Source organism: Mesorhizobium sp. M7A.F.Ca.CA.001.04.2.1 (genome assembly GCF_003998485.1).
Lineage (GTDB): Bacteria > Pseudomonadota > Alphaproteobacteria > Rhizobiales > Rhizobiaceae > Mesorhizobium > Mesorhizobium ciceri.
The window spans coordinates 1-24,868 of the sequence record NZ_RZQT01000066.1 but is presented as its reverse complement, the minus strand read 5'-3'; the positions used below and the strand labels follow the sequence as shown (position 1 = coordinate 24,868).

The 24,868-nt window shown below is 60.7% G+C and carries 20 protein-coding genes and 3 pseudogenes; 12 read left to right on the top strand and 11 right to left on the bottom strand.

The genetic code is table 11. The annotated features are described in order from the left end of the window. Positions 1 to 15: 15 nt before the first annotated feature. The 9 genes from nadA (at position 16) to EN955_RS20680 (ending at position 10,384) form a co-directional block, all read left to right on the top strand. Positions 16 to 990: a quinolinate synthase NadA gene (gene nadA / locus EN955_RS20720; protein WP_024505568.1), complete on the top strand. Its 975-nt coding sequence runs from the start codon at positions 16 to 18 to the stop codon at positions 988 to 990. Beyond that, positions 987 to 2,528, top strand: a complete 1,542-nt coding sequence (locus EN955_RS20715; protein ID WP_024505569.1) for an L-aspartate oxidase — start codon at positions 987 to 989, stop codon at positions 2,526 to 2,528. The genes nadA and EN955_RS20715 overlap by 4 nt, the downstream gene beginning before the upstream one ends. 1 nt (position 2,529) lies before the next feature. Next, the gene (gene nadC, locus EN955_RS20710) at positions 2,530 to 3,411 is read left to right on the top strand and encodes a carboxylating nicotinate-nucleotide diphosphorylase (protein ID WP_024505570.1); all 882 of its coding nucleotides are present in this window, start codon (positions 2,530 to 2,532) and stop codon (positions 3,409 to 3,411) included. Positions 3,412 to 3,585: 174 nt separating this feature from the next. After that, positions 3,586 to 4,554 carry a biotin synthase BioB gene (gene bioB / locus EN955_RS20705; RefSeq protein ID WP_245265416.1) on the top strand — a complete coding sequence of 323 codons (969 nt, stop codon included), beginning with the start codon at positions 3,586 to 3,588 and terminating at the stop codon, positions 4,552 to 4,554. Next, on the top strand, positions 4,551 to 5,690 hold the full coding sequence (locus EN955_RS20700) for an 8-amino-7-oxononanoate synthase (RefSeq protein WP_024505572.1): 1,140 nt from the start codon (positions 4,551 to 4,553) through the stop codon (positions 5,688 to 5,690). The genes bioB and EN955_RS20700 overlap by 4 nt, the downstream gene beginning before the upstream one ends. After that, entirely contained in the window at positions 5,687 to 6,322 is a 636-nt protein-coding gene (gene bioD, locus EN955_RS20695; protein WP_024505573.1) for a dethiobiotin synthase, read from the top strand. The genes EN955_RS20700 and bioD overlap by 4 nt, the downstream gene beginning before the upstream one ends. Next, on the top strand, positions 6,322 to 7,587 hold the full coding sequence (locus EN955_RS20690) for an adenosylmethionine--8-amino-7-oxononanoate transaminase (RefSeq protein WP_024505574.1): 1,266 nt from the start codon (positions 6,322 to 6,324) through the stop codon (positions 7,585 to 7,587). Before bioD ends, EN955_RS20690 begins: the two co-directional genes overlap by 1 nt. After that, on the top strand, positions 7,584 to 8,567 hold the full coding sequence (locus EN955_RS20685) for a beta-ketoacyl-ACP synthase III (protein ID WP_024505575.1): 984 nt from the start codon (positions 7,584 to 7,586) through the stop codon (positions 8,565 to 8,567). The genes EN955_RS20690 and EN955_RS20685 overlap by 4 nt, the downstream gene beginning before the upstream one ends. A gap of 173 nt (positions 8,568 to 8,740) precedes the next feature. Beyond that, entirely contained in the window at positions 8,741 to 10,384 is a 1,644-nt protein-coding gene (locus EN955_RS20680; RefSeq protein WP_024505576.1) for an MFS transporter, read from the top strand. Positions 10,385 to 10,618: 234 nt separating this feature from the next. On the opposite strand, the pseudogene hemN reads toward EN955_RS20680, so the two are convergent. Continuing rightward, positions 10,619 to 11,944, bottom strand: a pseudogene (gene hemN, locus EN955_RS20675) (oxygen-independent coproporphyrinogen III oxidase). Positions 11,945 to 12,411: 467 nt separating this feature from the next. Continuing rightward, positions 12,412 to 12,768 (bottom strand): hypothetical protein, encoded by a 357-nt coding sequence (locus EN955_RS20670; RefSeq protein ID WP_024505577.1) that lies wholly within the window; start codon positions 12,766 to 12,768, stop codon positions 12,412 to 12,414. 681 nt (positions 12,769 to 13,449) lie between these two features. On the opposite strand from EN955_RS20670, the pseudogene EN955_RS20665 reads away from it, so the two are divergent. Then, positions 13,450 to 14,106, top strand: a pseudogene (locus EN955_RS20665) (porin); the annotation flags it as partial. Positions 14,107 to 14,117: 11 nt separating this feature from the next. Here EN955_RS20665 and EN955_RS20660 read toward each other — a convergent pair. From EN955_RS20660 to EN955_RS20650, 3 genes are all read right to left on the bottom strand, one after another. After that, complete coding sequence (locus tag EN955_RS20660; protein WP_024505579.1) at positions 14,118 to 15,650, bottom strand: IS66 family transposase; 1,533 nt, start codon at positions 15,648 to 15,650, stop codon at positions 14,118 to 14,120. Positions 15,651 to 15,719: 69 nt separating this feature from the next. After that, positions 15,720 to 16,076 (bottom strand): IS66 family insertion sequence element accessory protein TnpB, encoded by a 357-nt coding sequence (tnpB, locus tag EN955_RS20655; protein WP_024505580.1) that lies wholly within the window; start codon positions 16,074 to 16,076, stop codon positions 15,720 to 15,722. Then, positions 16,073 to 16,453, bottom strand: a complete 381-nt coding sequence (locus EN955_RS20650) for a transposase (RefSeq protein WP_196815424.1) — start codon at positions 16,451 to 16,453, stop codon at positions 16,073 to 16,075. Before EN955_RS20650 ends, tnpB begins: the two co-directional genes overlap by 4 nt. Between EN955_RS20650 and EN955_RS20645 the strand changes: the two genes are divergently transcribed. Beyond that, positions 16,446 to 17,084: a porin gene (locus tag EN955_RS20645; RefSeq protein ID WP_081714455.1), complete on the top strand. Its 639-nt coding sequence runs from the start codon at positions 16,446 to 16,448 to the stop codon at positions 17,082 to 17,084. The two genes, EN955_RS20650 and EN955_RS20645, sit on opposite strands and share 8 nt — an antisense overlap. Positions 17,085 to 17,566: 482 nt before the next feature. Here the strand turns inward: EN955_RS20645 and EN955_RS20640 are convergent, their stop codons facing one another. The 4 genes from EN955_RS20640 to EN955_RS20625 form a co-directional block, all read right to left on the bottom strand. Next, the gene (locus tag EN955_RS20640; RefSeq protein WP_024505582.1) at positions 17,567 to 19,438 is read right to left on the bottom strand and encodes an acyltransferase family protein; all 1,872 of its coding nucleotides are present in this window, start codon (positions 19,436 to 19,438) and stop codon (positions 17,567 to 17,569) included. A gap of 83 nt (positions 19,439 to 19,521) precedes the next feature. Continuing rightward, complete coding sequence (locus tag EN955_RS20635; protein ID WP_024505583.1) at positions 19,522 to 20,082, bottom strand: CpaD family pilus assembly lipoprotein; 561 nt, start codon at positions 20,080 to 20,082, stop codon at positions 19,522 to 19,524. Positions 20,083 to 20,094: 12 nt separating this feature from the next. Then, positions 20,095 to 21,516 (bottom strand): type II and III secretion system protein family protein, encoded by a 1,422-nt coding sequence (locus EN955_RS20630; protein ID WP_050580548.1) that lies wholly within the window; start codon positions 21,514 to 21,516, stop codon positions 20,095 to 20,097. 71 nt (positions 21,517 to 21,587) lie between these two features. Beyond that, positions 21,588 to 22,274, bottom strand: coding sequence for a response regulator transcription factor (locus EN955_RS20625; protein ID WP_024505585.1), 687 nt, complete (start codon positions 22,272 to 22,274; stop codon positions 21,588 to 21,590). A gap of 495 nt (positions 22,275 to 22,769) precedes the next feature. On the opposite strand from EN955_RS20625, the gene EN955_RS34850 reads away from it, so the two are divergent. Continuing rightward, positions 22,770 to 23,168, top strand: coding sequence for a hypothetical protein (locus EN955_RS34850; RefSeq protein WP_155925003.1), 399 nt, complete (start codon positions 22,770 to 22,772; stop codon positions 23,166 to 23,168). Here EN955_RS34850 and EN955_RS35500 read toward each other — a convergent pair. Both EN955_RS35500 and tdh read right to left on the bottom strand, forming a co-directional pair. After that, positions 23,088 to 23,257, bottom strand: a pseudogene (locus tag EN955_RS35500) (transposase); the annotation flags it as partial. The gene EN955_RS34850 and the pseudogene EN955_RS35500 sit on opposite strands and share 81 nt — an antisense overlap. A 712-nt stretch (positions 23,258 to 23,969) precedes the next feature. Further along, positions 23,970 to 24,868: L-threonine 3-dehydrogenase (tdh, locus tag EN955_RS20615; protein ID WP_127219194.1), on the bottom strand; the 899-nt coding region annotated here is incomplete at its 5' end.

Sequence of the window (24,868 nt, the reverse complement as noted above, 5' to 3'; positions counted from 1 at the left end):
ATAATCGAGGCGCCAATGACTGGGGCGTTACCCATGGCTGCGTCCCTGTATGAGCGTGTCCGGCGGGTGATCCCACCCGTTGAATGGCCCACGTTCGCCGGCGATATTGAAGCCATCTTAGCGCTGAAGCGTGAGCGCAATGCGGTGGTGCTGGCGCACAATTACCAGACGCCCGAAATTTTTCATTGCGTGGCAGACATCGTCGGCGACAGCCTGGCGTTGGCCCACAAGGCGGTGACGGTCGACGCCGACATCATCGTGGTTGCCGGCGTTCATTTCATGGCCGAGACGGCAAAACTGCTCAATCCGAACAAGACCGTGCTCATCCCGGATCTCCGCGCCGGCTGCTCGCTGGCCGAATCGATCACGGCAAACGACGTGCGGCTAATGCGGCTGCGGTATCCGGGGGTCCCCGTTGTTACTTACGTCAACACTTCCGCCGCCGTAAAAGCGGAGTCCGACATCTGCTGCACGTCCGGCAACGCCAAGGCGGTGGTGGAATCGCTTGGCGTGGCGCGTGTGCTGATGCTCCCGGACGAATATCTGGCGAGGAACGTGGCAGCCGATACAGACGTCGAGATCATCGCCTGGAAAGGCCATTGCGAGGTGCATGAGCGCTTCACCGCAGCAGACATCCGGGAACTGCGCGATGCCCATCCAGGCGTCATCGTGCTGGCCCATCCAGAATGCCCACCAGACGTTGTCGCGGAGGCGGAGTTCTCCGGCTCGACCGCGGCGATGTCGGATTATGTCGAGCGTGAGAAACCGACGCGTGTCGTCCTTCTGACCGAATGTTCGATGAGCGACAACGTCGCGGTCGCGCATCCCGACGTCGAGTTCGTTCGCCCATGCAATCTGTGCCCGCACATGAAACGCATCAACCTGGCCAACATTCGCGCCGCACTCGAGCAGAACCGGCATGAGGTCCGGATTGATCCCGAAATTGCCGGCCCCGCCCGCCGCGCGGTCGAGCGCATGCTTTCCCTATGAGTCTGGAGGTTCGCGACATCGCCGGGGCGCCGGTCGTCATCGGCGGCGGCATTGCCGGCCTGATGACGGCGCTTCATCTGGCGCCGGAACCGGTCGTGCTTTTGACCAACGCGCCGCTTGGAACCGGAGCCTGCAGTGAACTTGCCCAGGGCGGTCTTGCGGCAAGTCTCGGGGGCGACGACGGCCCAGATTTTCACCTTTGCGACACGATAGCTGCCGGCGACGGACTCTGCGATGAGGCCACGGTGCGGCGAGTGGTACGAGCTGCACCCGAAGCGATTAGGACGATCCAAAGGTTCGGCGTCGACTTCGACCAGCACCCTGACCGCGCGTTGCGACTTGGGCTCGAGGCGGCACACTCGCGACGGCGGATTGTGCATGCAGCCGGCGACGCCACCGGTCGCGAGTTGGTGCGCGCGCTCGTCGCCGCGGTTCGGCGTACAGCCTCGATCACCATTATCGAAAATGTGGAGGTCCGCCGGCTGGTCGTGCAGGACGGGTCGGTCATCGCCGTGGTCGCAGCAGGACGAGCCGGCGCGCTCGCTCTGCCCACGCGTCGAGCGGTGCTGGCGACCGGCGGCGTCGGCGGGCTGTTTTGCGACACGACAAACCCCGCTGGCTCATGGGGTCACGGGCTGGCGCTCGCCGCATGGGCGGGGGCGGAACTCGCCGACTTGGAATTCATACAGTTCCATCCAACTGCGCTCGACGGTCCGCGCCGGCCGATGCCGCTGGTGAGCGAAGCCGTGCGTGGCGAAGGCGCGGTGCTCATCGATGAGCGAGGAGAGCGCTTCCTCGCCGACACACCTGGCGGTGAACTTGCGCCTCGCGACGTCGTAGCGCGCGCCATTTGGCACCAGCTTGCCGTTGGACGCCGCGTATTCCTGGACGCACGGCAAAGTCTCGGCCCGAGATTTGGCAAGCGTTTTCCAGGCATCGCCGAATTGTGCCGGAGCGCAGGAATCGACCCCGCGACCGACCTGATCCCGGTGCGCCCGGCGGCACATTATCACATGGGCGGCGTCGCCGTAGACAGCGCCGGCCGCAGCTCCATCGAGGGATTGTGGGCCTGCGGTGAGGTGGCCTGTACCGGCCTGCACGGCGCCAACCGCCTGGCCAGCAACTCGCTCACCGAAGCGGCGGTCACCGCGAGCTGGGTTGCCGAAAGCGTTGCCGGCACGTCGTATACCCGGCGACCGCGCAGATGCTCCACATTCGTCCCTCCACGACCAGACGCTTCCGTGGTCCGCCCGATTGTCTCCGCCGCCCTGGGTATCATCCGCGACGGCGAGGCAATGCGCGAAGCGGTGGCGACCCTGCTGCCGATCGCAGCCAATAGTGTCGCTGCCTCTGGTCCGGCTTTGGTCTCACTGATGATCGCCGCGGCGGCCCTGAGGCGGGAAGAGAGTCGAGGCGCGCACTGTCGGTCCGATTTCCCGCTCCACGATGCCAACGTGCGCCCATCACGGCTGACACTGCACAGCGCAATGCGGGCCGCGGCCGCACTCGATTGCCGGGCTACCATACGGAGCACTTGATATGACTTCATTCTCCCCCCTCCCCGCGACCCTGATCGAACCGATTGTGCGCGTTGCGCTCCTCGAAGACCTGGGCAGATCCGGCGACCTGACCACCGATGCGGTTATCCCGTATGATTGCACTGCCACGTTGGTGCTCAAAGCGAGGCAGGCGGGCGTCGTTGCCGGGCTCGATCTGGTCTCGTATGCCTTCCTTCTCGTGGAACCGGCGATCAACATCCAGATCTGGCGCCCTGATGGCAGCGAGGTTGGGGCCGGGGAAACCATTGCAAGATTGTCCGGACCCGCACGAGGCCTGCTCACGGCCGAACGCACGGCCCTCAATTTCTTATGCCGGCTGAGCGGCATTGCCACTGCCACAGCGGCCATGGTTGAGGCCGTGCGCGGTCACAAGGCGAGGATTGTATCGACGCGAAAGACGACGCCCGGGCTGCGGGCATTGGAGAAATACGCCGTGCGCGTCGGCGGCGGTGCCAATCACCGGTTCGGCCTCGATGACGGCGTGCTCATAAAGGACAACCACATCGCGATCGCCGGCGATATCCGCACAGCAATAGAGCGGGCGCGCGCCGCAGCAGGGCATATGGTGAAGGTCGAGGTCGAGGTCGACACGCTGAAGCAGCTCGATGCAGCGCTCGCGATTGGTGTTGACGCGGTGCTGCTCGACAATATGTCGGTCGAGGATCTTGCCCGCGCGGTTTCTATAGTGGATGGCCGTACGATCACCGAGGCGTCCGGTCGGGTGATGCCGAAAACGGCGGCGGCGATTGCGGCGACCGGTGTCGATCTCATCTCCATGGGTTGGCTGACGCACAGCGCCCCGATCCTCGACATCGGCCTGGACATGCCGGACCACCAGAACATCTGCAAGCACTTGAACTGAGGATTACGGCGTGAGGAGCAACATCAGCTCGGCAGGCGTAGGAGGTGCTGGAAAGACGTGCCGCAGCTCGCCTTTAGCGAGTGCGCCCCAAAGCCAAGAAGGCGTACCGGACTAGCAAACAAAGGTTTGACGATGACGATTGGAATGAACTCGGAGTTCGACGTGAACCAGACCATGCAATTGGTCGATGGAACGCCTCCGCGATGGAACCGCAAAGAGGCCGAGGCCATCTACGGCATGCCATTCAACGATCTGCTGTTCCTAGCTCAGACGATCCACCGCCAGAACTTCGATCGAAACCGAGTGCAGCTGTCGCGGCTCCTTAGCATCAAGACCGGCGGGTGCCCCGAAGATTGCGGCTATTGCAGCCAGTCTGCGCATTACGAAACCGGTGTGAAGGCGTCGAAGCTGGTGGACGTCAAGCATGTCATCGACGAAGCGGCCATGGCGCGTGATGGCGGCGCAACGCGCTATTGCATGGGCGCGGCGTGGCGAAGTCCCAAGGAGCGCGACATGGACGTTGTGGTCGCCATGATTGAGGGCGTCAAGGCCCTCGGCATGGAGACCTGCATGACGCTCGGCATGCTTGATCTTGAGCAAGCTGCTCGCCTGAAGCAGGCCGGTCTCGACTACTATAACCACAACATCGATACCTCTGAGCGCTACTATGGCGAGGTTATTTCAACCAGGACTTTTGCCGACCGGCTGGAAACGCTTGGGCACGTGCGCGCGGTTGGGATGAAAGTCTGCTGCGGCGGCATTGTCGGGATGGGAGAAGAAAAGACCGATCGCATCGACATGCTGGTCACGCTCGCGAACCTGCCCGAGCCGCCGGAAAGCGTGCCGATCAACATGCTTATTCCCATCGAAGGCACGCCGCTTGCCGCGGCCGACGCCATCGATCCGATCGATTTCGTCCGCATCGTTGCGCTCGCGCGGGTGATGATGCCGAAATCCTATGTAAGGCTGTCCGCCGGCAGGACGGCGATGAGCGACGAAACGCAGGCGCTGTGCTTCTTTGCCGGCGCCAATTCGATCTTTGTCGGCGACACGCTGCTGACGGCGGGAAATCCCGGCGAGGACAAGGATACCCTTCTGTTCCGGCGCCTCGGCATTGAGCCTATGGAACTCGCCACGCAATGAAGGAGGCAATTCTTGCCCGCTATGACGCAACCTTGCGGGGACTGGGGCGCAAGGACCGGTTACGGACGCTCGCACCGCGCGCCGGGCTCGACTTCTCGTCGAACGACTATATCGGACTTGCCGCCTCCAAAAGACTCGGCGATGCGGTTTCGACGGCGATTGCGCGGGGCACGCCAGTGGGCGCCACCGGATCGCGGCTGTTGCGCGGCAATGCACCGGAACATGAGCAACTGGAGGCGGACGCAGCGGCATTTTTCGGAGCCGAGCGTGCACTGTTCTTCGGCAGCGGCTATATCGCCAACTTCGCTCTGCTGACGGCCCTGCCGCAGAAAGGCGACCTGCTGGTCCTCGACGAGCTCGCTCATGCCAGCATGCATGAGGGTGCCCAGGCCGGGCGCGCTGAGTTCAAGCTGGCCGCGCACAACGACGTCGACGCTGTCGAGGACGCAATCACCCGCTGGCGCGCCGAAGGCGGCATGGGGCGGGTGTGGATCGCCTTCGAAAGCCTTTACAGCATGGATGGCGACCGTGCGCCGATGGAGAGCCTGGTCGCGCTGGCTGATCGGTACCAGGCATTCATCGTCGTCGATGAAGCGCATGCCACCGGCGTCTGGGGACCGGACGGCCGGGGACTGGCCGCCGCGTATGAAGGCCGCGACAACATCGTCACGCTCCACACATGCGGCAAGGCGCTTGGCGCATCCGGCGCGCTCGTTACCGGACCGCGAACACTGTGCGACTATCTTATCAACCGGTGCCGGCCATTCATCTATGCGACCGCACCATCGCCGCTGATGGCAGTCGCGGCACGTGAGGCGCTGACTATTCTGTCTGACGAGCCTATGCGTCGTGCTCAGTTGCACGAGCGTGTCGCTTTCGCGAGCCGGCAATTGGCCGAACGCTGCGGCGTGATGCCCAGCGGCTCGCAGATCCAGCCGCTTGTGATCGGCGATAACAGCCGCACCATGGCGGTGGCGGCAGGACTGCAGGCACGCGGCTTCGACATACGCGGCATTCGCCCGCCGACAGTGCCTGAGGGTACGTCGCGCCTGCGCATTTCGCTGACTCTCAACGTCGACGAAGCCGACATTTCCGCCATGGTCGAGGCTCTCGTCGGAGTGTTGGCCACAGCATGACCAAACGCATCGTCGTCACCGGAACAGACACTGGAATTGGCAAGACAGTGTTTTCGGCCGGACTTGCCGGGCTGCTCGACGGCTTCTACTGGAAGCCGGTGCAATCGGGCCTCAACGAGGAGACCGACAGCGAGGTCGTCGCCCGGCTTTCCGGCTTGCCCGACGGACGCGTGCTGCCCGAAGTCTATCGACTGACGATGCCGCTGTCGCCGCATCGATCAGCCGAAATCGACGGCGTCGCGATCGAGGCCGACGATCTTTCATTTCCGGTCCTGCCGACACCGCTCGTCATCGAAGGCGCCGGCGGGCTGATGGTGCCGCTCAATCGACAGACAAGGTTCATTGACATATTCGAACAATGGCGGCTGCCGGTCATACTGTGCGCCCGCACCGCGCTTGGCACCATCAATCATACGCTGTTGTCGATCGAGGCCCTGAGAGCCCGCTCCATCCCGCTCATCGGCATTGCCTTCATTGGCGAAGAGGTGGCCGATACACAAAGGACAATCGTGGAATTCGGCTGCGTGCCGCAGCTGGGCAGGCTGCCGCACCTCGGTCCGCTGACGGGTGAAACGTTGAGAGATGCAATGATTTCCGGCTTCGACCTGGCCATGATTGCCGGAGGCGACTGATGGCGGAGTCTCGAGTCTGGCATCCGTTCACGCAGCACGCGCTAGAGCCCTCGGTCCCTGAAATCGTGCTGACTGAAGGCGCCTATCTCCACAAGGCCGACGGCTTCCGCATCCTCGATGCGATTTCTTCCTGGTGGGTCGTCACCCATGGCCATCGCCACCCCCGCATCATGAAGGCCATCGAGACGACCGCGTCGAGCCTCGACCAGATCATCTTCGCGGGCTTCACCCACGAGCCGGCCGAACGGCTGGCCGAGGCGCTTGTCGGCATCGCACCCGCCGGCCTCGACCGGGTGTTCTATTCCGACAGTGGCTCGACCTCAGTCGAAGTCGCGCTGAAGATGGCGCTCGGCTATTTCCGCAACATCGGCGCGCCGCGTTCGCGCATCGCCGTCATGGAGCACAGCTATCATGGCGACACGATCGGGGCGATGAGCGTCGGCGCCCGCGGCGTCTTCAACGCCGCCTATGATCCTTTGCTGTTCGAGGTCGACGCCATCCCCTTCCCGGCCGCCGGGCGCGAGCAGGAAACGCTGGATCGGTTCGAGGCCGTTAGCCGCGACCGGCGCGCAGCCGCGCTGATCGTCGAGCCGCTGGTGCTTGGCGCCGGCGGCATGCTGATGTATCCGGCCTGGGTTCTTGCCGAATTGAAGAGGATCGCCGAAGCCTCCGGCACGCTGCTGATCGCCGATGAAGTGATGACCGGCTGGGGGCGCACCGGAACCATGTTTGCCTGCGAACAGGCGTCCGTCTCGCCGGACATCTTGTGCACGTCGAAAGGTCTGACCGGTGGTACCATCCCGCTGGCCGCCACGATCGCCACCGATGCCATCTTCCACGCTCACTTTTCGGAGGATCGCAAGAAGACGTTTTTCCATTCGAGCTCCTACACCGCCAATCCGATCGCCTGCGCGGCAGCACTTGCCAATGTCGAGATCTGGCGTGACGAGCCGGTGGCCGAGCGGATCGCGGTCTTGAGCGCGAGGCAGGCCGCCGGGCTGCAACGCTTCCGGGGCAATCCATATTTCACCGACTGCCGGACAACCGGCACCATCGCGGCACTCGACCTACGCACCGGCTCAGCCGGTTATCTGGCCGAGATCGGGCCAAAACTGCGCGCTTTTTTCCTTGAGCGCGGCCTGTTGGTGCGCCCGCTCGGCAATGTCCTCTATCTTCTGCCGCCCTATTGCATCACCAGCGACGAATTGGGCGGGCTCTATGACGCGATAGAGGAGGCCGGCGAACGCTTCGGCTCGCGGCCATGAACCTATCGTCGCGCGTTCTCGGCTTCGGCCATCATGCGCCGGCGCGCAAGGTCGAGAACCCGGAAATCGAAGACCGGCTCGGGCTTGAGCCCGGCTGGATCGAGCGGCGCACCGGAATTCGCTCGCGCTTCTGGGCAACAGACGAAGACACGCTGTCGGGCCTTGCCGCCTCTGCCGGCGACATGGCGCTGACCAATGCCGGTATCGACCGCGGCGACGTCGGTCTACTCTTGCTCGCCACGTCGACGCCCGATCACCTTCTGCCGCCAAGCGCGCCGCTGGTCGCACATCGGCTGGGGCTAGGCCGCGCCGGAGCGATCGACCTGACCGGCGCCTGCGCCGGCTTCATCTATGCGCTGATGTTCGCCGACGGGTTCACCCGCCTGCACGGCAAAGCGAGCCTTGTCATCGCCGCCAACATCCTCAGCCACCGCATCAATTTGGCCGAGCGCGCCAGCGCCGTGCTGTTTGCCGATGCCGCCGGCGCCATGGTGATCAGTCCTTGCGATGACCCGGATCGAGGCATTCTCGGCGCTTCGGTGGATTCCGACGGCTCGCGCTACGGGCTAATCCAGATTCCCGCCGGGGGAAGCAACACTCCGTTCCATGCCGACCTCGACCTCGCGCAGACACGGATGACGATCACTGACGGCCGTGAAGTATTCAGCAAGGCCGTGGAGATGATGACCGCCTGCTCGAGAGATGCGCTCACTGCTGCCCGACTGAGGCCGCAAGACCTCAATCGTTTCGTGCCGCATCAGGCCAATGCGCGCATTTTCGACGCGGTCGGCAGGAACCTCGGCATCGCTGATCACTCGATCGTCAAGACGATCGCCGAATATGGCAACTCTTCCGCCGCGACGATCCCGCTCTCATTGTCGCTGGCCCATCGGGCGCAGCCGTTTCGGCCTGGCGAGAAAGTCCTCTTGGCGGCAGCGGGTGCGGGTCTCAGCGGCGGCGCGCTTGTGGTGGGAATTTAGCAAAGCAATGCTTGCGCACAGGACTGCTCATGAATGAGACTATGAGAATGGCTCAATACGTAAATAGTCGCCGGCAAGCTCCATAGAGCTGGGTTCCGTGCGGTGCTCCGCGATGTCTAAGTATCGACCCGCTTGCTCAAATCGCAGCGCTCATCGAAGGCCAGCAATACCTCATGCAGAGCGAAAATCCTCAACCGCCCGTTTCAAAGACGCTCGCCCCATTTCGAAACAAGGTGTTTCGCTCAATTTGGGCGGCCACCCAGATTTCGAGCCTCGGTTGGCTAGTGCAAACGGTCGCCATCAGTTGGCTTATGGCAACGATTTCAGCGTCCGACCTCATGGTGGCACTCGTCCAGGCCGCATCCACATTGCCGGTGTTCTTCCTCTCAGTTTTCGCCGGAGCCATTGCCGACAACTTCAGCCGCCGGTGGGTGATGTTTGCGGGACACTGCCTGATAGCATCGGCGTCGACGACGCTGATGATTTCTGTGGGTCTGGGATTTGTCAGTCCTTGGCTGATTCTCGGGTTAGGTTTCCTGGCCGGCTGCGGCTTTGCCTTGAATGATCCGGCTTGGCACGCTTCGGTCGGCGATATCCTTCACAAACGCGACATTCCGGCCGCAGTGACGCTTATGTCCGTCGGATACAACATTGTGCGCAGCGTTGGTCCGGCCTTGGGGGGCGTGATCCTGGCCGTCTTTGGGCCGCTGGCCGCTTTCGCCTTGGCTGCGGTGAGTGATCTGGCGCCCATAAGCGCGATATGGCGCACCAAATGGGAGGTCCGCTCTTCGCCTCTCCCTCGTGAGAGAATGACGACGGCAATTCATGACGGAGTGCGCTTTACGGCGATGTCTTTGGAGATCAGGGCAGCGACCGCCCGAGCCGCTCTTTTCGGATTGGCAAGCATCTCCATTCTGGCGTTGCTCCCCCTCGTGGTCCGGGATCAGTTGAAGAGTGGGCCAATTGTCTACGGTATCTTATTGGCCGGCTTCGGCATGGGTGCTTTCATCGCGGGCATGGGCAACGGCTTCTTGAGGAAGGTCACGTCTCAAAACAGGCTGGTGGCCTTCGCCTCTGTGGCTTGTGCAGTCTGTTGCCTCTCCCTTGCCCTTACATCGTCGGTTCCTGTGGCGGCCATTTCGCTGGCGCTCGGCGGAGCGGGTTGGCTTATCACCTGGACGGGCATTGACGTGTCGGTGCAGTTGGCAAGCCCAAGGTGGGTTGTAGGCCGCACGCTCTCCATTTACTACGCCTTGAGCGCAGGCGGTATGGCTGCTGGCAGCTGGATCTGGGGTTCTGTCGCGCAAAATTATTCCTTGACCTCAGCATTGGAGGGCGCCGCAGGCGCTCTGTTGCTGGTTGCAGCAGCGGGGATCGTGTTGCCGGTCCGTCCCTGGGAAGAAACCGACCAAGAAAGTTCAGTTTTTCATCCGCCGGACGTGGCTCTCGATCTGAAACCCAGAAGTGGCCCTATCGTGGCCAAGGTCGAGTATTTGATATCGGAGGAAAATATCGAGGCCTTTCTGGGCTCCATGCGCACGCGGCGACACGTCCAGAGCCGTGCCGGTGCACGAAACTGGACGCTCCAGCGAAATCTGCAAACACCGTCACTTTGGACGGAGACATTCCGCACCCCCACCTGGATGGACTTTCTCCGCCTAAATCATCGACTCACCGCAGCAGATAAGGAAGTCGCCCAGCATCTCCTGTCACTGCATGAAGGAGAGGTGCCTCCGCAGACAGTGCTTTCGATTGAACGGACGACCGAGGCAATTCGTACCCGTACCTCGACAATCTTTTCTCGTCCTCCAAGATGACGCCATCAAGCTGCTGTCCAGGGACAGGGTGGATCACCGGTGCTTTGCAGAGCACAGCCTCACACCGAGAGCAGCGTGCTCCGGGTTGTGCGCTTTCGCGCGCACCCAGGCGAGATGATGGTGAACGCGGCGTCAAGTGGAAGTCCCCTGCATACGCTTGCGGAGTCTTCTGCGAGAGCCCATGCCGACGAGCGCCAAACAAGGTCTGATGCCTTTCGGCGTCGTGGCCTCAACTCATCGATTCGCGAGAAAAGCATCGAATGCAGCAGCAACGGCGCGAACAACAAAGCGGTGCTCCGGCCGCACGCGGATGAAGCCGTTTTCGACGTCCAGGATCCCCTCCTCAGCCAGCGTCACCAAACTCTCAACTGAATCGAGAAAACGAGCTGGTTCGATTTCGTGGGCGGCACAGATGGTCGGCACGTCGGCCTCCAAATCGCACATCAGTCGCTCGATGATCGCTGCGCGCACCCGGTCATCGTCGGTCAGACGGTGGCCCTTTGATGTCGCCAGACGTCCACTTGCGATGTGCCGGGCGTAAGAATCCCGTGTTACTTCGTTCTGAACATACCCCTCGCGGACTCGGCCAATAGCCGACGCGCCGAAGCCGATCACGGTTTTGCAAGTATCGGCCGAGTATCCCAGCGAATTACGCCGTAGGCGCCCGGTCTTCTGCGCTAGCGCAAGTTCGTCGTCCGGCGGAGCGAAATGATCGAGCCCGATCTCCCGGTAGCCAGCGCCAACCAGTGTCTCGGCGACAGCTGCAGCCTGTTCGGCGCGAAGATCACCGTCCGGTAGACCTGCCTGCTCGATTAGGCGCTGATCCTTTATCACGGAAGGAATATGCGCGTATCCGAACACCGCAAGCCGGTTGGGGCGCATGGCGACCGCAGCCATCGCGGTCTGGATGCAGGACTGCACAGTCTGTTTCGATAGACCGAAGATGAGGTCGGAGTTGATATGGCCAACGCCATGCCGGCGGAGATTTTCGACTGCAGCGGCCGTCTGCACCTTACTCTGGATCCGATTGATCGCCTTTGCACATCGGGATCAAAGCTCTGCACGCCGATGCTCGCGCGGTTGACACCGTTAGCTGCCAGGGCTTCGGCCATTTCCGGTGTGAACGTTCGGGGATCGATCTCCACGGCGATCGCAGCAGTTTTGCTGAAAGCGAAGTGGCGGCGTAGAAATTCCATCAGCGCCAAGTGCTCGGCTGGCCCGATAAGGTGAGGCGTTCCGCGCCGAAATGCACATCGCTCACCGGCAGCCTTGCCGCACTTGCTCCGACACCAAACTGATCTCCTGACGCAGCACCGCTAAATAATTAAGGATCGGGCCGTTGCGACGGATGACCGCGGTAGGGAAGCCGCAATACCAGCACATGGATCGGCAAAACGGAATGTGGAAATAGAGCGACACCGATTCGTGGGCCGGGAGGCCCCCCAGCCATTCCTCATAATCGTCAGCACCAACTGCCGCAGAGAAGTCTGGCACAGTCGGATAGATGGTATACCAAGGCGGCCGGGGGTCCCGGTACTTTGTCAGGATTGAGGTGTGCAAGGAGCTGTCATCCCACGTCGCTGATCCATCATTCTTTCGTTGCGCGCTCGTCCTGGTCTCTGACCTAAGTCAGTGCGTCCCGCTTATGTCGCAGTCTCGTTTGGACAGGATGGGGTCAACCACGCCGGGGAGCGCGCGTGCCATGGTTGCGCCTGAGGTGATGGTGCGGTGCCGCATTCAACGTCTGAGTACGTGACGCCAGTGCAGTGTGCTTGAGGCGTCTGCGGAAGAACTTTGCAATGCGAAATTCATGTCCGACGCAACGGACCTGTCAAGCCTCGTTCAGACGCCATCCAGGTCCAGCCAGCGGCCTTCCCTGCCGGCCGAAAAACCATACCGGCTTTAGCCACCGAGACGCTCTAAAGCTGACGTCGGCTCATTTGATGAAAGGAGGACGCCGCTAGGGGGTGCACAAGGTTCCCCGGCTTGACGTCGCTTCGAGCGAAGAGCGGCGGTGTGGCTTGTCGTCAAGCGCCGGGCAGCGTGCCCCCTACCGATATCCCGAAAAGATCGACCAAGATGGCCATGCCGACGCCACACGCGGTCTGGATGAGGCCGACCATGAAAATGCGATTGGCGCGTTCGTAGATGGGGCGCCGCAAGGAACTCATGTCGAGCAGCATGGACAGCGCTCTCATCTGCAGTGCGATGCCGAGCAGGATCGGCACTACGGCGAACAGATCGTAGAGTTGCCATGGCAAGGGGTTCGCGGCCCAATGAGTGAGGAAGCCGAGCGAAAAGGCAAGCAGGATACCCACGGCAGTGATTGTGCCGTTGCGGAAAATGGTCTCGATCGGTTCTTCCTTCGGATCGTGCTCGTCCAAGCGGCTTCCTTTCGTTGCTCTTTCCGTCGAGACTAAGTTCTCGAGAATGCTGTTCATCGCCAATTACTCGAGGCGAGCCGTAGGCAGCCGTTTCAGGGTGCGCTCCCTCTCGCTTCCGGCCGCGAAATGTACCTGCACGGCGAACTTACAGCGGCGAAAAGGTGCTGCGGCCACCATGCGACGCCTCGGACGTGCACGCCCTCTGTTCCTGGCGCAGCCCTTGCGGAGCGTACGCGCAGTGATCCTTCTCGGTAGCGCATGGCGCGGCCTGCGTTGCGGTCAGACGGGAAGCCGTCGCTGTTAACGAGACTGTCACATATCGAACATGGCGAACCGTGTCGCACATTGCTTTTCGCAGTGACCCTCAAAAAAAGTGATTCCAGCGAGACGAAGGCGCGTCGGCCCGATTTTGGTGTCGGCCGCATCTACGCTTCAGGTTGGCATGTCGCTTGCTGCTCTATTTCGGAGAGCTGCAGCGGTCCGACCGGAGTGTTTCACATGTAAACGATAATGAATCTCCTAGCAAAAAACACTATTATAAGTACATGTGGCTTTTACGCTGGCTCACCTCTCGTGTCAAGCGCTTTGGCGTCCACATATTGGAGACAACACGCACAAAATTTAGAGGAAAAGCTTGCTCTTTCGCCTCTATCCTTTTTATTCCTTCATGGAGATCTAGACATGTACATCAAGAGTCCTCTTCTGGGCTTAACTGCTCTGATGACCGTTTCCGTCGGTCGAGCAGCTGGCGCCGAGCGGGAACCGGCCGAGTACATCAAGATCTGCGACGTCCTCGGCTCGGGATATTCCTATATTCCCAACACCGAGACCTGCCTGCGCATCGGCGGCTATGTCCGTTACGATATCGGCCTGGGTGACGTCCGATCGTATGACAGCGCAAGAACCTCGGACGTGAGAACTGGCGAGGACCAAGGCACTTGGCGAAACAGCACACGCTTCACGTTCAAAACTTGGACCGGCCAGCAGACCGAGCTCGGCGCGTTGACGACCTATACCGAAACCCAGGTGAATTTTGGCAACAGCGCTAACTCGCATGACAGTCCTCAGAACTATGATTTCAACAGCGGCCTCGCACTGGCTTCTGCCTGGGTCGAGCTGGGAGGCCTGCGAGTTGGCAAGGAGGGGTCGGCCTTCGATACGTTTGTAAGCTACGCTGGCAACGTTCTCGATAGTATGCTCGTTCCGTCGGCCGGCTTCGACACCAACGTGGCTCAGTACCACTTCGACGCCGGCAACGGCATTTCGACTGTGATTTCGCTCGAACAAGGATCGGGCTCAGCCGGTACTATCGACAGCTATATTCCGCACGTTGTCGGTAAGCGGTGTTCTCAGGCCACGGCCTTGAGCTCGAGCTTGTTGATGTAGACCCAAGGCAGGAGATCGTCGATCTGGCTGTTGGGGTGGCCGTTGACGATCCTGGTGAGGACATCGGCGAGATAGCCGAGCGGTTCGACACCATTGAGCTTGCAGGTTTCGATCAGCGAGGCGATGACTGCCCAGTGTTCGGCGCCGCCGTCAGAGCCTGCGAAGAGCGCGTTCTTGCGGTTGAGCGCGATCGGACGGATCGAGCGTTCGACGGTGTTGCTGTCGATCTCGATGCGGCCGTCGTCAAGGAAGCGCGAGAGGCCTTCCCAGCGTGAGAGCGTGTAGCGGATTGCCTCTGCGAGCTTGGTCTTCTGACTGATCAGGCCGAGCTTCTCACGCAGCCAGGGTTCGAGATCGGCGACGATGGCGCGGCTTTTGTCCTGACGCATCGCGCGGCGCTCGTTGGCCGATCGGCCACGGATGTCATCCTCGATCTTGTAGAGTTCGGCGATCCGTCTCAGCGCCTCGCTGGCGATCGGCGCGGGACCGGCTGCTGCCAGTTCATAAAAGCGCCGACGGACATGCGCCCAGCAGAAGGCGAGCGTGACGCCGCTTTTGTCGGCCAGCACGCGATAGCCGCCATAGCCGTCGACCTGCAAGATTCCGGTGAAGCCTGCGAGATGAGCGATCGGACGCTCGGCCTTTCGGTCCGGCGCATAGACATAGGCGACGCCCGGCGGGTCGCTCCCCTCCCATGGTCGGTCATCGCGGGCATAGGCCCAGAGTTGACCTGTCTTAGTCTTGCCGCGGCCGGGATTGAGCACCGGCGCGGTCGTCTCGTCGGCGAAGAGTTTTGGCGAGGACTTCAGCTTGCCAAGCAGCCGCTCATGCACCGGACGCAGGTGCCAGGCGGCGCGGCCGACCCAGTCGGCGAGCGTAGAGCGATCGAGATTGATACCCTGCCGGGCGTAGATCTGCGCCTGACGATAGAGCGGAAGGTGATCGGCATATTTTGAGACCAGCACCTGGGCGACCGTTGCCTCGGTCGGAAGACCACCCTCGATCAGCCGGGCCGGCGCGGGAGCCTGAACCACGACGTCCTCGCAGGCGCGGCAGGCATATTTGGGCCGCCGCACGACGATTACACGCAGCTGCGCCGGAACGATGTCGAGCCGCTCGCTCACGTCCTCGCCGATCCGATGCAAGCCATTGCGGCAGCATGGGCAGGCATGGTCCTCGATGTCGACGATCATTTCCACCCGCGGCAGATGGGATGGCAACGCGCCGCGGTTCGTCCGGCGCTTCCTGGCGCGCTCCAGGCGCTCTGCGGGAGATGCTTGTTCGTTCTCTTCCTCGTCGGCGGCCTCGATCTGCTCGGCCTCTTCGAGCCCCAGCAGCAATTGATCCTCGGGGAGCGTCTCGGCACGCCGGCCGAAGCGGTGACGCTGCAATTCCTTGATGATCTGAATCAGACGGGCATTCTCGACGTCGCGCGCCAGGACCATCGCCTTCAGCGCGTCCGGATCGTCGGGAAGCTGGTCAGCCGTCATCGCCATGAGCGGATCAGACCATATTCGCCGACAGCCCGCGACAGCGGAATCCAGGCTGATTCACTTCGTCGCGGGTCAGCCCGCCTGGGCTGGAACGCGGGTCCGGCGCGCCTCGTGGACTCGCCGCCAGTCGAGACCTTCGAGTAGCGCCGAGAGCTGCGCGGCCGTCAGCCGCATCATGCCGTCATGCACTTTCGGCCAGCGGAACTCCCCATCCTCCAAACGCTTGGCATAGAGGCAAACCCCGGTGCCATCCCAGAAGATCAGCTTGATCCGGTCAGCCCGCTTCGCCCGGAAGACGTAGACGGCCCCGCTGAACGGATCGGCCCCCATTGTCTCTCGCACCAGCGCCGCCAATCCCTCCGCACCCTTGCGGAAGTCGACGGGCTTCGTCGCCACCATGACCTTGACCGCACCCGTCGGCCCGATCACGACGTCGCCTTCAGCGCGCGGATCACTGCGGCCACCGTCTTGGTATCGGCGCCCCGGCCGACGCGCATCGCGACGCCGTCGATCTCAAGCTCGATCATGCCGGCATCTCGGGTGGCTTGCCGTTTCCGCTGCTTCGGTGAACGGCTGGCTACAGGTTCCGCCGCCGCCACAACCGCCGGCACAAAGGCAGGAGAATCTTGCTGCACCGAAGCGACCTGTTTGCGCGCTTCGCGGCGCCAGGCGAAGACCTGCTGCGGCCTGAGACCATAACGGCGGGCGACCTCGGAAATGATCGCATTCGGCTCCAGCGTCTCTGCGATGATCCGCGCCTTGTCATCCACCGACCAGTGACGCCGACCGCCGGCACCGTTGATCACCTCGAAACGCCGAAGCTGCCGCTCCGGGTCAAGCGTAAGGTCAAGTCCAGACACAAGCCGATCTCCGATCCCAATACAGGATCGGCAACCTCACAGATCGCGACCACTCCCGAAAGGTGGTCAGGAAACACCGCTTACCGTTGTCGCCGGCTTGAAATACACGCAAGGCTGGGGTTCGATCACCGGCGTCGCGGCTTATGACAGCAATTACGAAGCTTTTGCCGGCAAGATCCGCGTCGACGTCGCTGTCACAAACCAGCTGTCGCTGTTTGGACTCTTCGGCTACGGTTCCAATGCCAGTCTCAACGAGGACTCAAACGGCGCAATTGCCAATCATGGGCGCGGCTCGTACAAAATCTGGAACGGCCAGTGGGCTTTCTGGGCGGGCGCCACCTACGAGTTTGACGAGAAAACTTCGTTCAACCTTCAGGTCTCGGGTGATCAGCTCGAGGATTCTGGTGTGGCTGCAAACGTCGCCTACATGGTCGTTCCCGGCTTCACGGTCACAGCCGAGGTCGATTACGACCACTACGGCAACTCTGGCCTCGGCCCTGCCGAGCCTACCGCCGTCAAGGGCACGAGCAAGCCGAACAGCGTCGGCGGCATTCTCCGCTTACAAGGCTCATTTTGAAATCTCTCCAGTCGCGAGCATGGCAAAGGCACTTGCCTCGACAACGCACGCATGGAGAGCTTCGTTCGCCATCTTGAAGTCTGCATCGACCGTCCACGGCCCATCGTACCAACTAGAAACTGAAAGTTATGAGCCCTGTGTACTACACCTAGCCCTTGACCTGCCCGATGAACCGGCCAGGGGCCGTCAGTTCAAATTCGGGGCCGTTTAGAGGGCAGTGTGAGGCCGTGTTAGGTAAGCGCCACTGCAATGTCGAGGCCGCGACACGCCTGTCGCTTTGGACGGCTGGAATTGCCCTTCGCGGCGCCATTCATTCTCTCAACATTTACGTGATAATGCACGCTGAGTCCGAGCCGCGTGGCAGCACCCATCCTAGGTCACTATCGGGGGGCCTTAAACCTGAACAGCTCCATCGTCGCGGCTGCTGCGGAAGCAGGAGCTATCACTGGGACCCGCACTGGTGCTTGTCAGCCGCTGAGCCGCTACTTCGTCTTAGGAAGAGCATTGTCTTTGCCAAAAGCCGGCCAGTATTTCGAGATTGCCAGTGTGGCGCCGGCTGAAGAGAAATGACCATAGTCGAAATATAAAAACTCTCCTCTATCGGAATAGGCGCAGCGTCCTGCGCTGCACAGGAATTTCAGCGGATCGATGAATGTGGCGCCTTTGGTAAATGAGCGCACACGTTCGTTGATGTCGGGGTCCATCGCGATCGGCCAGGATGTATCGTCCAGATTTTGGCGCTTGGCGAAGAACGCAATTCTCCGGACGTCAGTTGGGAACTGCGGAGACTGGCCGATGACAAACACGCGCACGCCCAGGGCACGAAGCGTAGCGATTGTTTGCTGAAGACCGTCGAAACCTCTGACCTCATAGTCACTCCATCTACCGCTGAGGATAACCGTCTTGATGTCCGCTTCCAAGATGACGTCCAAGGCCTTGCGATTGAACCGGACACAATCAAGACGATCGTAAGGGTAGTAATAGAGTATCGGCGCGCAGCTGGCGTACGTATATTCAACGATGTTCGCCTGCAATCGATTTATGTTAGCACCCAAGCCGGAAACATAGTGCGCGGCGAAGGAGTCGCCCCACAAAAAAACCGTTGTTGGAAAACCGCTGGTGCGCGTGCAATCCTCCATATTCCAGCTTTCGATCCGGCTGGTGCCCTCGTTGAAACAGATGCCATTCCTCCAGTCCCCGACGGAAATGCGCCGCTGGACATAGTCCGGAAACCGTTGCGGAAAGCCGTTGCCGAGCGCCCCCGCCGCTCCGCCGGCACAAAGGACAACGATCGCGAGCGCTGAAAAGGCGAAGATAGGCCCCGGGGAGGTGAAGGCCCTCTTCTGTCGAAACGGCTGCTCTACAAACTTCCAGGAGAATGCAGCCAATGCGAGGCTTGCCACCAACATCGCACCGGTCATCAACGGATCGAGTTTTTGGAACGAAAGATAGTGCGCGAACGCATTGAGAGGCCAGTGAACAAGATACAACGAATACGAGATGAGCCCAATCCAGACCAGCGGCCGGACTTCGAGCATGCGGGTGGCGACCGTCGAGGGGGTATTTTGGCCAACATAGATCAGAAGGGCCGTTCCGATGCATGGATACAAGGCGTTGTAGCCTGGGAACGGATCACTCGCCGAAATCGCGAAGAACCCGATGGCGAGAAGGCCAAATCCGGCCACCCCCACCGACTCCATCAGGAATCGGTTGCCCAGCGGCGAGGGGCATTTGAGCATGAGCAGGGCGCCCAACATGAGTTCCCAGATTCGGGTCGGCAGCAGATAGAATCCGGCGGTGGGTGCCAGCGATGTCGCCATCACCGCCACTACGAAGCTGCAGAGAATTATCGGAAGAAGTGTCGTCAGCCAGCGCTTCCCGATGTAGCGATAGATTAGGAACATCAGGATTGGTGCGAAGATGTAGTACTGCTCCGCTACGGAAAGCGGCCAGGTGTGCAACAGTGGTAGAAGCGCGGCATCGATAGAGAAGTAACTTGACGTTTTCCAGAAGAAAACGTTCGACCAGAAGGTCGAGGTAGCTATGATGCTAAGACTGAATCCGCGCAGATCCGGTGGCAGAAGAATGAACAATGCCGCAATGCAGGTGAGAAGCATCACAAAGACGAGCGCCGGCAGAATGCGCCGGGCACGGCGCCAGTAGAAGTTGACGATGGAAAATTGGCCGCGTTCAAGGTCATCCAGGAGGCTTCCGCTGGTTAGGTAGCCGGAGATGACGAGGAAGATATCGACCCCGCTAAAGCCACCCGGGATCGCCGAAATTCCGAAATGAAAGAGTACGACCGGAAGTACAGCAACGGCCCTAAGGCCCTCGATATAGCGCCTATATTGCATCCAGCGGTTCCTTTTATTTTAGATCAGGACGCGATTGGAAGCTTTCAATCTCCGGTAGGAGTGCTGCCGAGATAAGGGCGGTATCAGCCACCTTTATCCGTCCCGAATGTTCTGTAAGTTGCAACTGGTACAGAAGCACGATCGCCATCGCCGGCCTTGACGGCCTGATTGTCGAGCAGATCGCGCGGATCGTTGACCATCACGGCCAGGTTATATCCTGTCGAACAACCAAGCGGCTGTTTGAAGGATTCTCCATTGGGTGAGGCACCATATGAGGGACAGACCGGCGGACGGGCGTGATAGACAATCGCCTCAATTCGCACTGAGCCGGCGTCGTGTTGATCGCGCAATTGAATGTTGTCTTCTTCGATTGCCAACTGCCTGGCCTGATGGGCTACCCCTGCGCTGAGCTGGGGCGAACCGCTGATGAGGAGGTGGATGGCATCGAACCGGCCGCGACTGGCCTTGTCTAGGAAAACACGCAAACGCTGCCGTTCGGAAGCGCGCAGGCTTTGCAACGTCAGGACGGTGGTCTCCTCTCGGACAAGCATTGGTGCCGATGGTTCGACATCAACTGGCGTAGTGCTTGTGCAGCCACTTACGCTTGGTGCCAGAGCGACAAAGACGATTATAAAACGCAACATCTTTGGATGACACTATTCGATGATGAAGCCGAGACCGCCCTGGGCGCTTGGCGCGCCCGCACGGATAGCAGCGCGGTCTCGCGGGGGACTTGTCACGGAATTCGTCGGAGCGCCCCCTCCGTTCAAAGCCGGTGCCGCCCGCTCGGTCGGTGCGCTCATCTGGTTTGGGTTGGAGCCTGGTCTTACAATGTAAGGCGTAACTAGAATGACCAGTTCTGACTCCTCTTTTTGAAACGAGGTCGAGCGAAAAAGCGGTCCCAGGATCGGCAGTTCTCCGAGCCAGGGAAAGGCCCTGACATCATTGTTGACGTTCCGCCTGATTAGACCGCCGATTGCGAAGCTCTGGCCGCTGGCGAGTTCGACGACCGTATCGGCTCGGCGCGTGGAAACTGCCGGCACGGAAATTCCGTTGATTTGCACGGCACCTTGCGTCGACAGTTCACTGACTTCGGGCGTTACGTGAATGTTGATTTGATTGTTGCTGAGAACTGTCGGCACAAATTCCAGACTGACGCCGAAGTGACGGAATTCAACCGATACCTGCCTGTTTTCCTGCAGGACAGGAATGGGAAATTCGCCGCCCGCGAGAAAGCTGGCCTTTTCACCCGACATAGCGGTGAGGTTCGGCTCAGCCAGGACGGAAGCTATATGCTCCTTGGCGAGCGCGTCGAGAACCGCGCTGACGTTGACGGCACCGTTGTCGAATCCGATTTCTGCTGTACCGCCACCCTGGGTTGAACCAGACCCAGCGCTTGCAGCGCTTCCGCTTAGAACGCCCACTTTGAAATTGCCGATTTGACCGAAGGCGGACAAGTTGACGCCGAGTGACTTCATGGCGCTGCGTGAGACTTCGGCTACGCGCACGCTGAGGTTAACTTGCAGGGATCCAGCGACCTTGATGTTGTTGACGACTTGCGCTCCGTCGCCCAGATATTGCTCAGTGACTCTTTTTGCGGTGTCGGCGACCTCTGCGTCGGGCGCCGTCCCGCTAAGGATTGCGCCGCGCGGCGTATAGTTGACGCGGATGGGATAGTCGCCGACCTGCTCCCGCAACATGGCGCGTAAATCCCCGATCGGTTGCGTGACAACGATACGCAATTCGGCGAGAGGCTCGCCATTGCCATCCAAGGCGAATAGACTGGTCCGCCCCGATTTCTTGCCAAAGACGAAGATTGTTTTGCTCGATGGCGCCTGAAAATCCGCGATCGTGGGGTCAGCAACAAAGATGGTCGTGGCTGGCGCGGGCAGATGAACGGTCTCCCCGAGCGAAGAGGAAAGGGTCAGCGTGGCGTTGATGCTATTCGAAGCCGCATGCGGCGGGCCTTTGTCCTGCTTGTTTTGCGCCGCGACACCAAGTGGGAAAGTCACAATAAGCGCGCAGAGGAGATGGCCCAGGTAACGGGGCACTGCAGGTCTTGTAACCTTGTTGGCGATCGCCCGCCAATTGAGCGCAGGGCAAGGATGTTGAAGGATCAGCAAAATAGATCTTCTTTCGATTCGACAAACTATGCGGATGAGGCGTCAGTCAATTCTAGGATGTAACCAATGCCTCGGATGGTCTTGATCCGTGGCGTTGCACCTGATCTGGTCAGATGTCCCCGTAAACGATAAATTCCGACTTCAAGCGCGTTGGCAGACACGTCGTCGTTGAATGAATAGAGGTGATCTTCCAATTGCGCACGGGGCACGATGCGGCCTGCCCGGTTAAGCAGGTGCTCTAGAATACAGAGTTCGCGACGTGCGATCATCATTGGGTGCCCATCAACGAAAACCTGGCGGGCGACCGGATCAAAGTCGAGATTGCCAAATACGAGCCTCAGGTCGGTCATCTGTGTCGCCCGGCGCAGAATGGCTCTCATTCTGGCAATAAGCTCATCGGTAGAGATGGGTTTGAGCAGAAAGTCGTCCGCACCACCGTTGAAGATCGCAATTCGCTTATCGAGATCGTTAAGGCTGCTCATAATGACGGCAGGAACTGAATGCCCGTGGGTCCTCAACTGCCTCAGCCAACCCAAGCCATCGCCATCTGGCAGAGCCAATTCCAGCAGGAGAATTTCATAGCTGGCGCAAGAAAATGCACTCGAAGCCAGTTCCAGAGTACCAACGACATCAACGACGAAGCCGCCATCCCCGAGCGCAAGTCGCATGGCGCGCGCAAGATCCGCATGATGATCCACGAGCAGCGTTCGCATTTCATCTCCTCTCGAAGAGGGACGGCCCATCGAACGCGTCACCGGCGGCCATCTGATCGGAGCACACGGCGCGCAACTCGTCGCAGCTCTCGGAACTGGTCCGAGTCGGAGGGACATGCAAGTCGCTCGGTGGCAATAGGCGCGGGTGAGGACCAACTGACGGGCTCAAATACGCCGGTCGGCGAACCCACGAGGCCAGCAACCCGCGTGCGATTTCTCGTTGCATCATCTCTCCTACGTGCAGCCCCTGCGCTCGCAAGGCAGCGTCGCGGCTCAGAGCCCGATTCCCAGAGAGGGTAGGGTTAGCTTTCGAGAAACTGATTGAACAAATCGATTATTTGGATCGAATGCATCCACGGTATGGATGCAGCGCCCCATCTTCAACGACTGCGGCGTCCTGATGCACTGTTGTGTCTGTCGTGCTCTGCTTTTTTCGCTGTCCTTCAAGGCTGGCGAGCCTGGTGGAACCTGCGCGTCATTGGCTTGGTAGCTTGAATGCTCAACAACGGAGCGCCCTGCGCAAAGCCGCTCTCATTTCCAAAAAGCCTTGCAATCTGGTTGGAGCACTTCGCGCTCGACACCAAAAATAGGCGAGGAAAACTGACGTCTGACAGGGATGTACATGCAACAGCCGATTTGCGGCACCAGCAAACGACCGCGTTCAGGCTGAAGATCGACGACCAACGGCTCCTCGATTTCCGCACCGACCGCTTTTACAAGCTCTTCCTGTGCGGGCGGATGCCGGCAAACAGCAGCACAGGGTCAGCGAAACCGGGAGCGGGCCTGCTTGATCGCCATGATCACATTGCCGCTGTCGCGCGTGCGGAGCGGAATGCATTCGGTCCAGCCGGCGGCAATCCCGGTCAGCACCATCGTCTGCACGAAGCTCCCTGACGAAGACGTGCCCGAATGCGCTCAACAAAGCCGGGCGGCGGATCTTTCCAATCGCCGAAGGTGCGGGCTGGCACCGAGCGGCGAACTGCGAACTCATTCCTGCCCGGCGGCGCTGGCCGCCGCGAGCGTCGATGCGGACCCAGCCGCTCCGAATCCTCCCACAACACGATGAGCGCGTCGCGGACATCGCTGCCGTAACAGCGGCTGCGGCTCTTGCCCGCAGACGGCCTCTGCTCACGACGGTTCATAAGACGGATCGCGCGCTTGCGAATAATAGCCGGTTACCGCCTCGAACTCATCCAGAATGCGCCGCTTGTCAACGCCGCAATAAAGCTCCACGATCGCCGCTTCACCGTATCGCCATGCTGAGCCGCGCCATCTTTCCCCCGAACCGGAATGGCACGACCTGTCCATCCCCTTTGGAACAGGACACTATTGGTAACATTTGCTTGAGGCAATGCGGCTCGTTGCCTTCCTTTTCGCTGACCGGAAGGGTACCGGAAGTCGTCTATCGCATCTTACCCGCTGAAAGCGGCAACACCTCGACCTCAATCGCAGATCATAGGAAATAGACGATCGCGTCGGGGCCTCAGCATCGGTTCACCGGGTTTCCGTCATCGACTGAAGCGAATTGCCCCATCGACCGTCACCGGGTGGGCCGCGATACGTCGCCGTATATGATAGCGAGCGCACGTAGCGGAGCCATAGCTCTCCACCCAGCCATGTTCCCCTAGTTGGAAGATGTCCGGCGGACCAGAGGTGCTGTCGTCAGCTTTTCCTGAATAGCGGCCAAGGCAATCCCTACCAGTCCATCACCACCTTGCCGGAACTGCCGCTCTTCATCGCATCGAAACCGATCTGAAAATCGTCGATGCCGATGCGGTGGGTGATCAGGCCGGAGACATCCAGCGGGCCCTGCACAAGCGCGATCATCTTGTACCAGGTTTCGAACATCTCGCGGCCGTAGATGCCCTTGAGATGCAGCATCTTGAAGATGACCTTGTTCCAGTCGATTTCGAAGCCGGTCGGCGCAATGCCCAGAATGGCGATTTTGCCGCCATTGTTCATGGTGTCGATCATGTCGCGGAAAGCGGGGGCGGCGCCCGACATTTCGAGGCCGACGTCGAACCCCTCGGTCATGCCGAGCACCGGCATGACGTCGCGCAGCTTCTCCTTCGAGGCGTCGACGACATGCTGGACGCCGAGTTTCTTGGCTAGCGCCAGCCGCACCGGGTTGATGTCAGTGATGACCACTTTGCGCGCGCCGACGCATTGGGCGACGAGCGCGCCCATGATGCCGATCGGCCCGGCGCCAGTCACCAGCACGTCCTCGCCGACCAGATCGAAGGACAATGCGGTGTGGACGGCATTGCCCAAGGGATCGAAGATCGCGGCAATCTCATCGGGCACATCGTCGGGGATCGGCACGACATTGTGCTGCGGGATCGCCAGATATTCGCCGAAGGCGCCTGGACGGTTGACGCCGACGCCGAGTGTGTTGCGGCACAGATGCCCTCGCCCGGCGCGACAGTTGCGGCAATGGCCGCAGACGATGTGGCCTTCGCCCGATACACGCTGGCCGACCTTGTATTCGGTGACCGCTGCGCCGAAATCGGCAACGGTGCCGACGAATTCATGGCCCGTCACCATCGGCACCGGCACCGTCTTCTGCGCCCACTGGTCCCAATTGTAGATGTGCA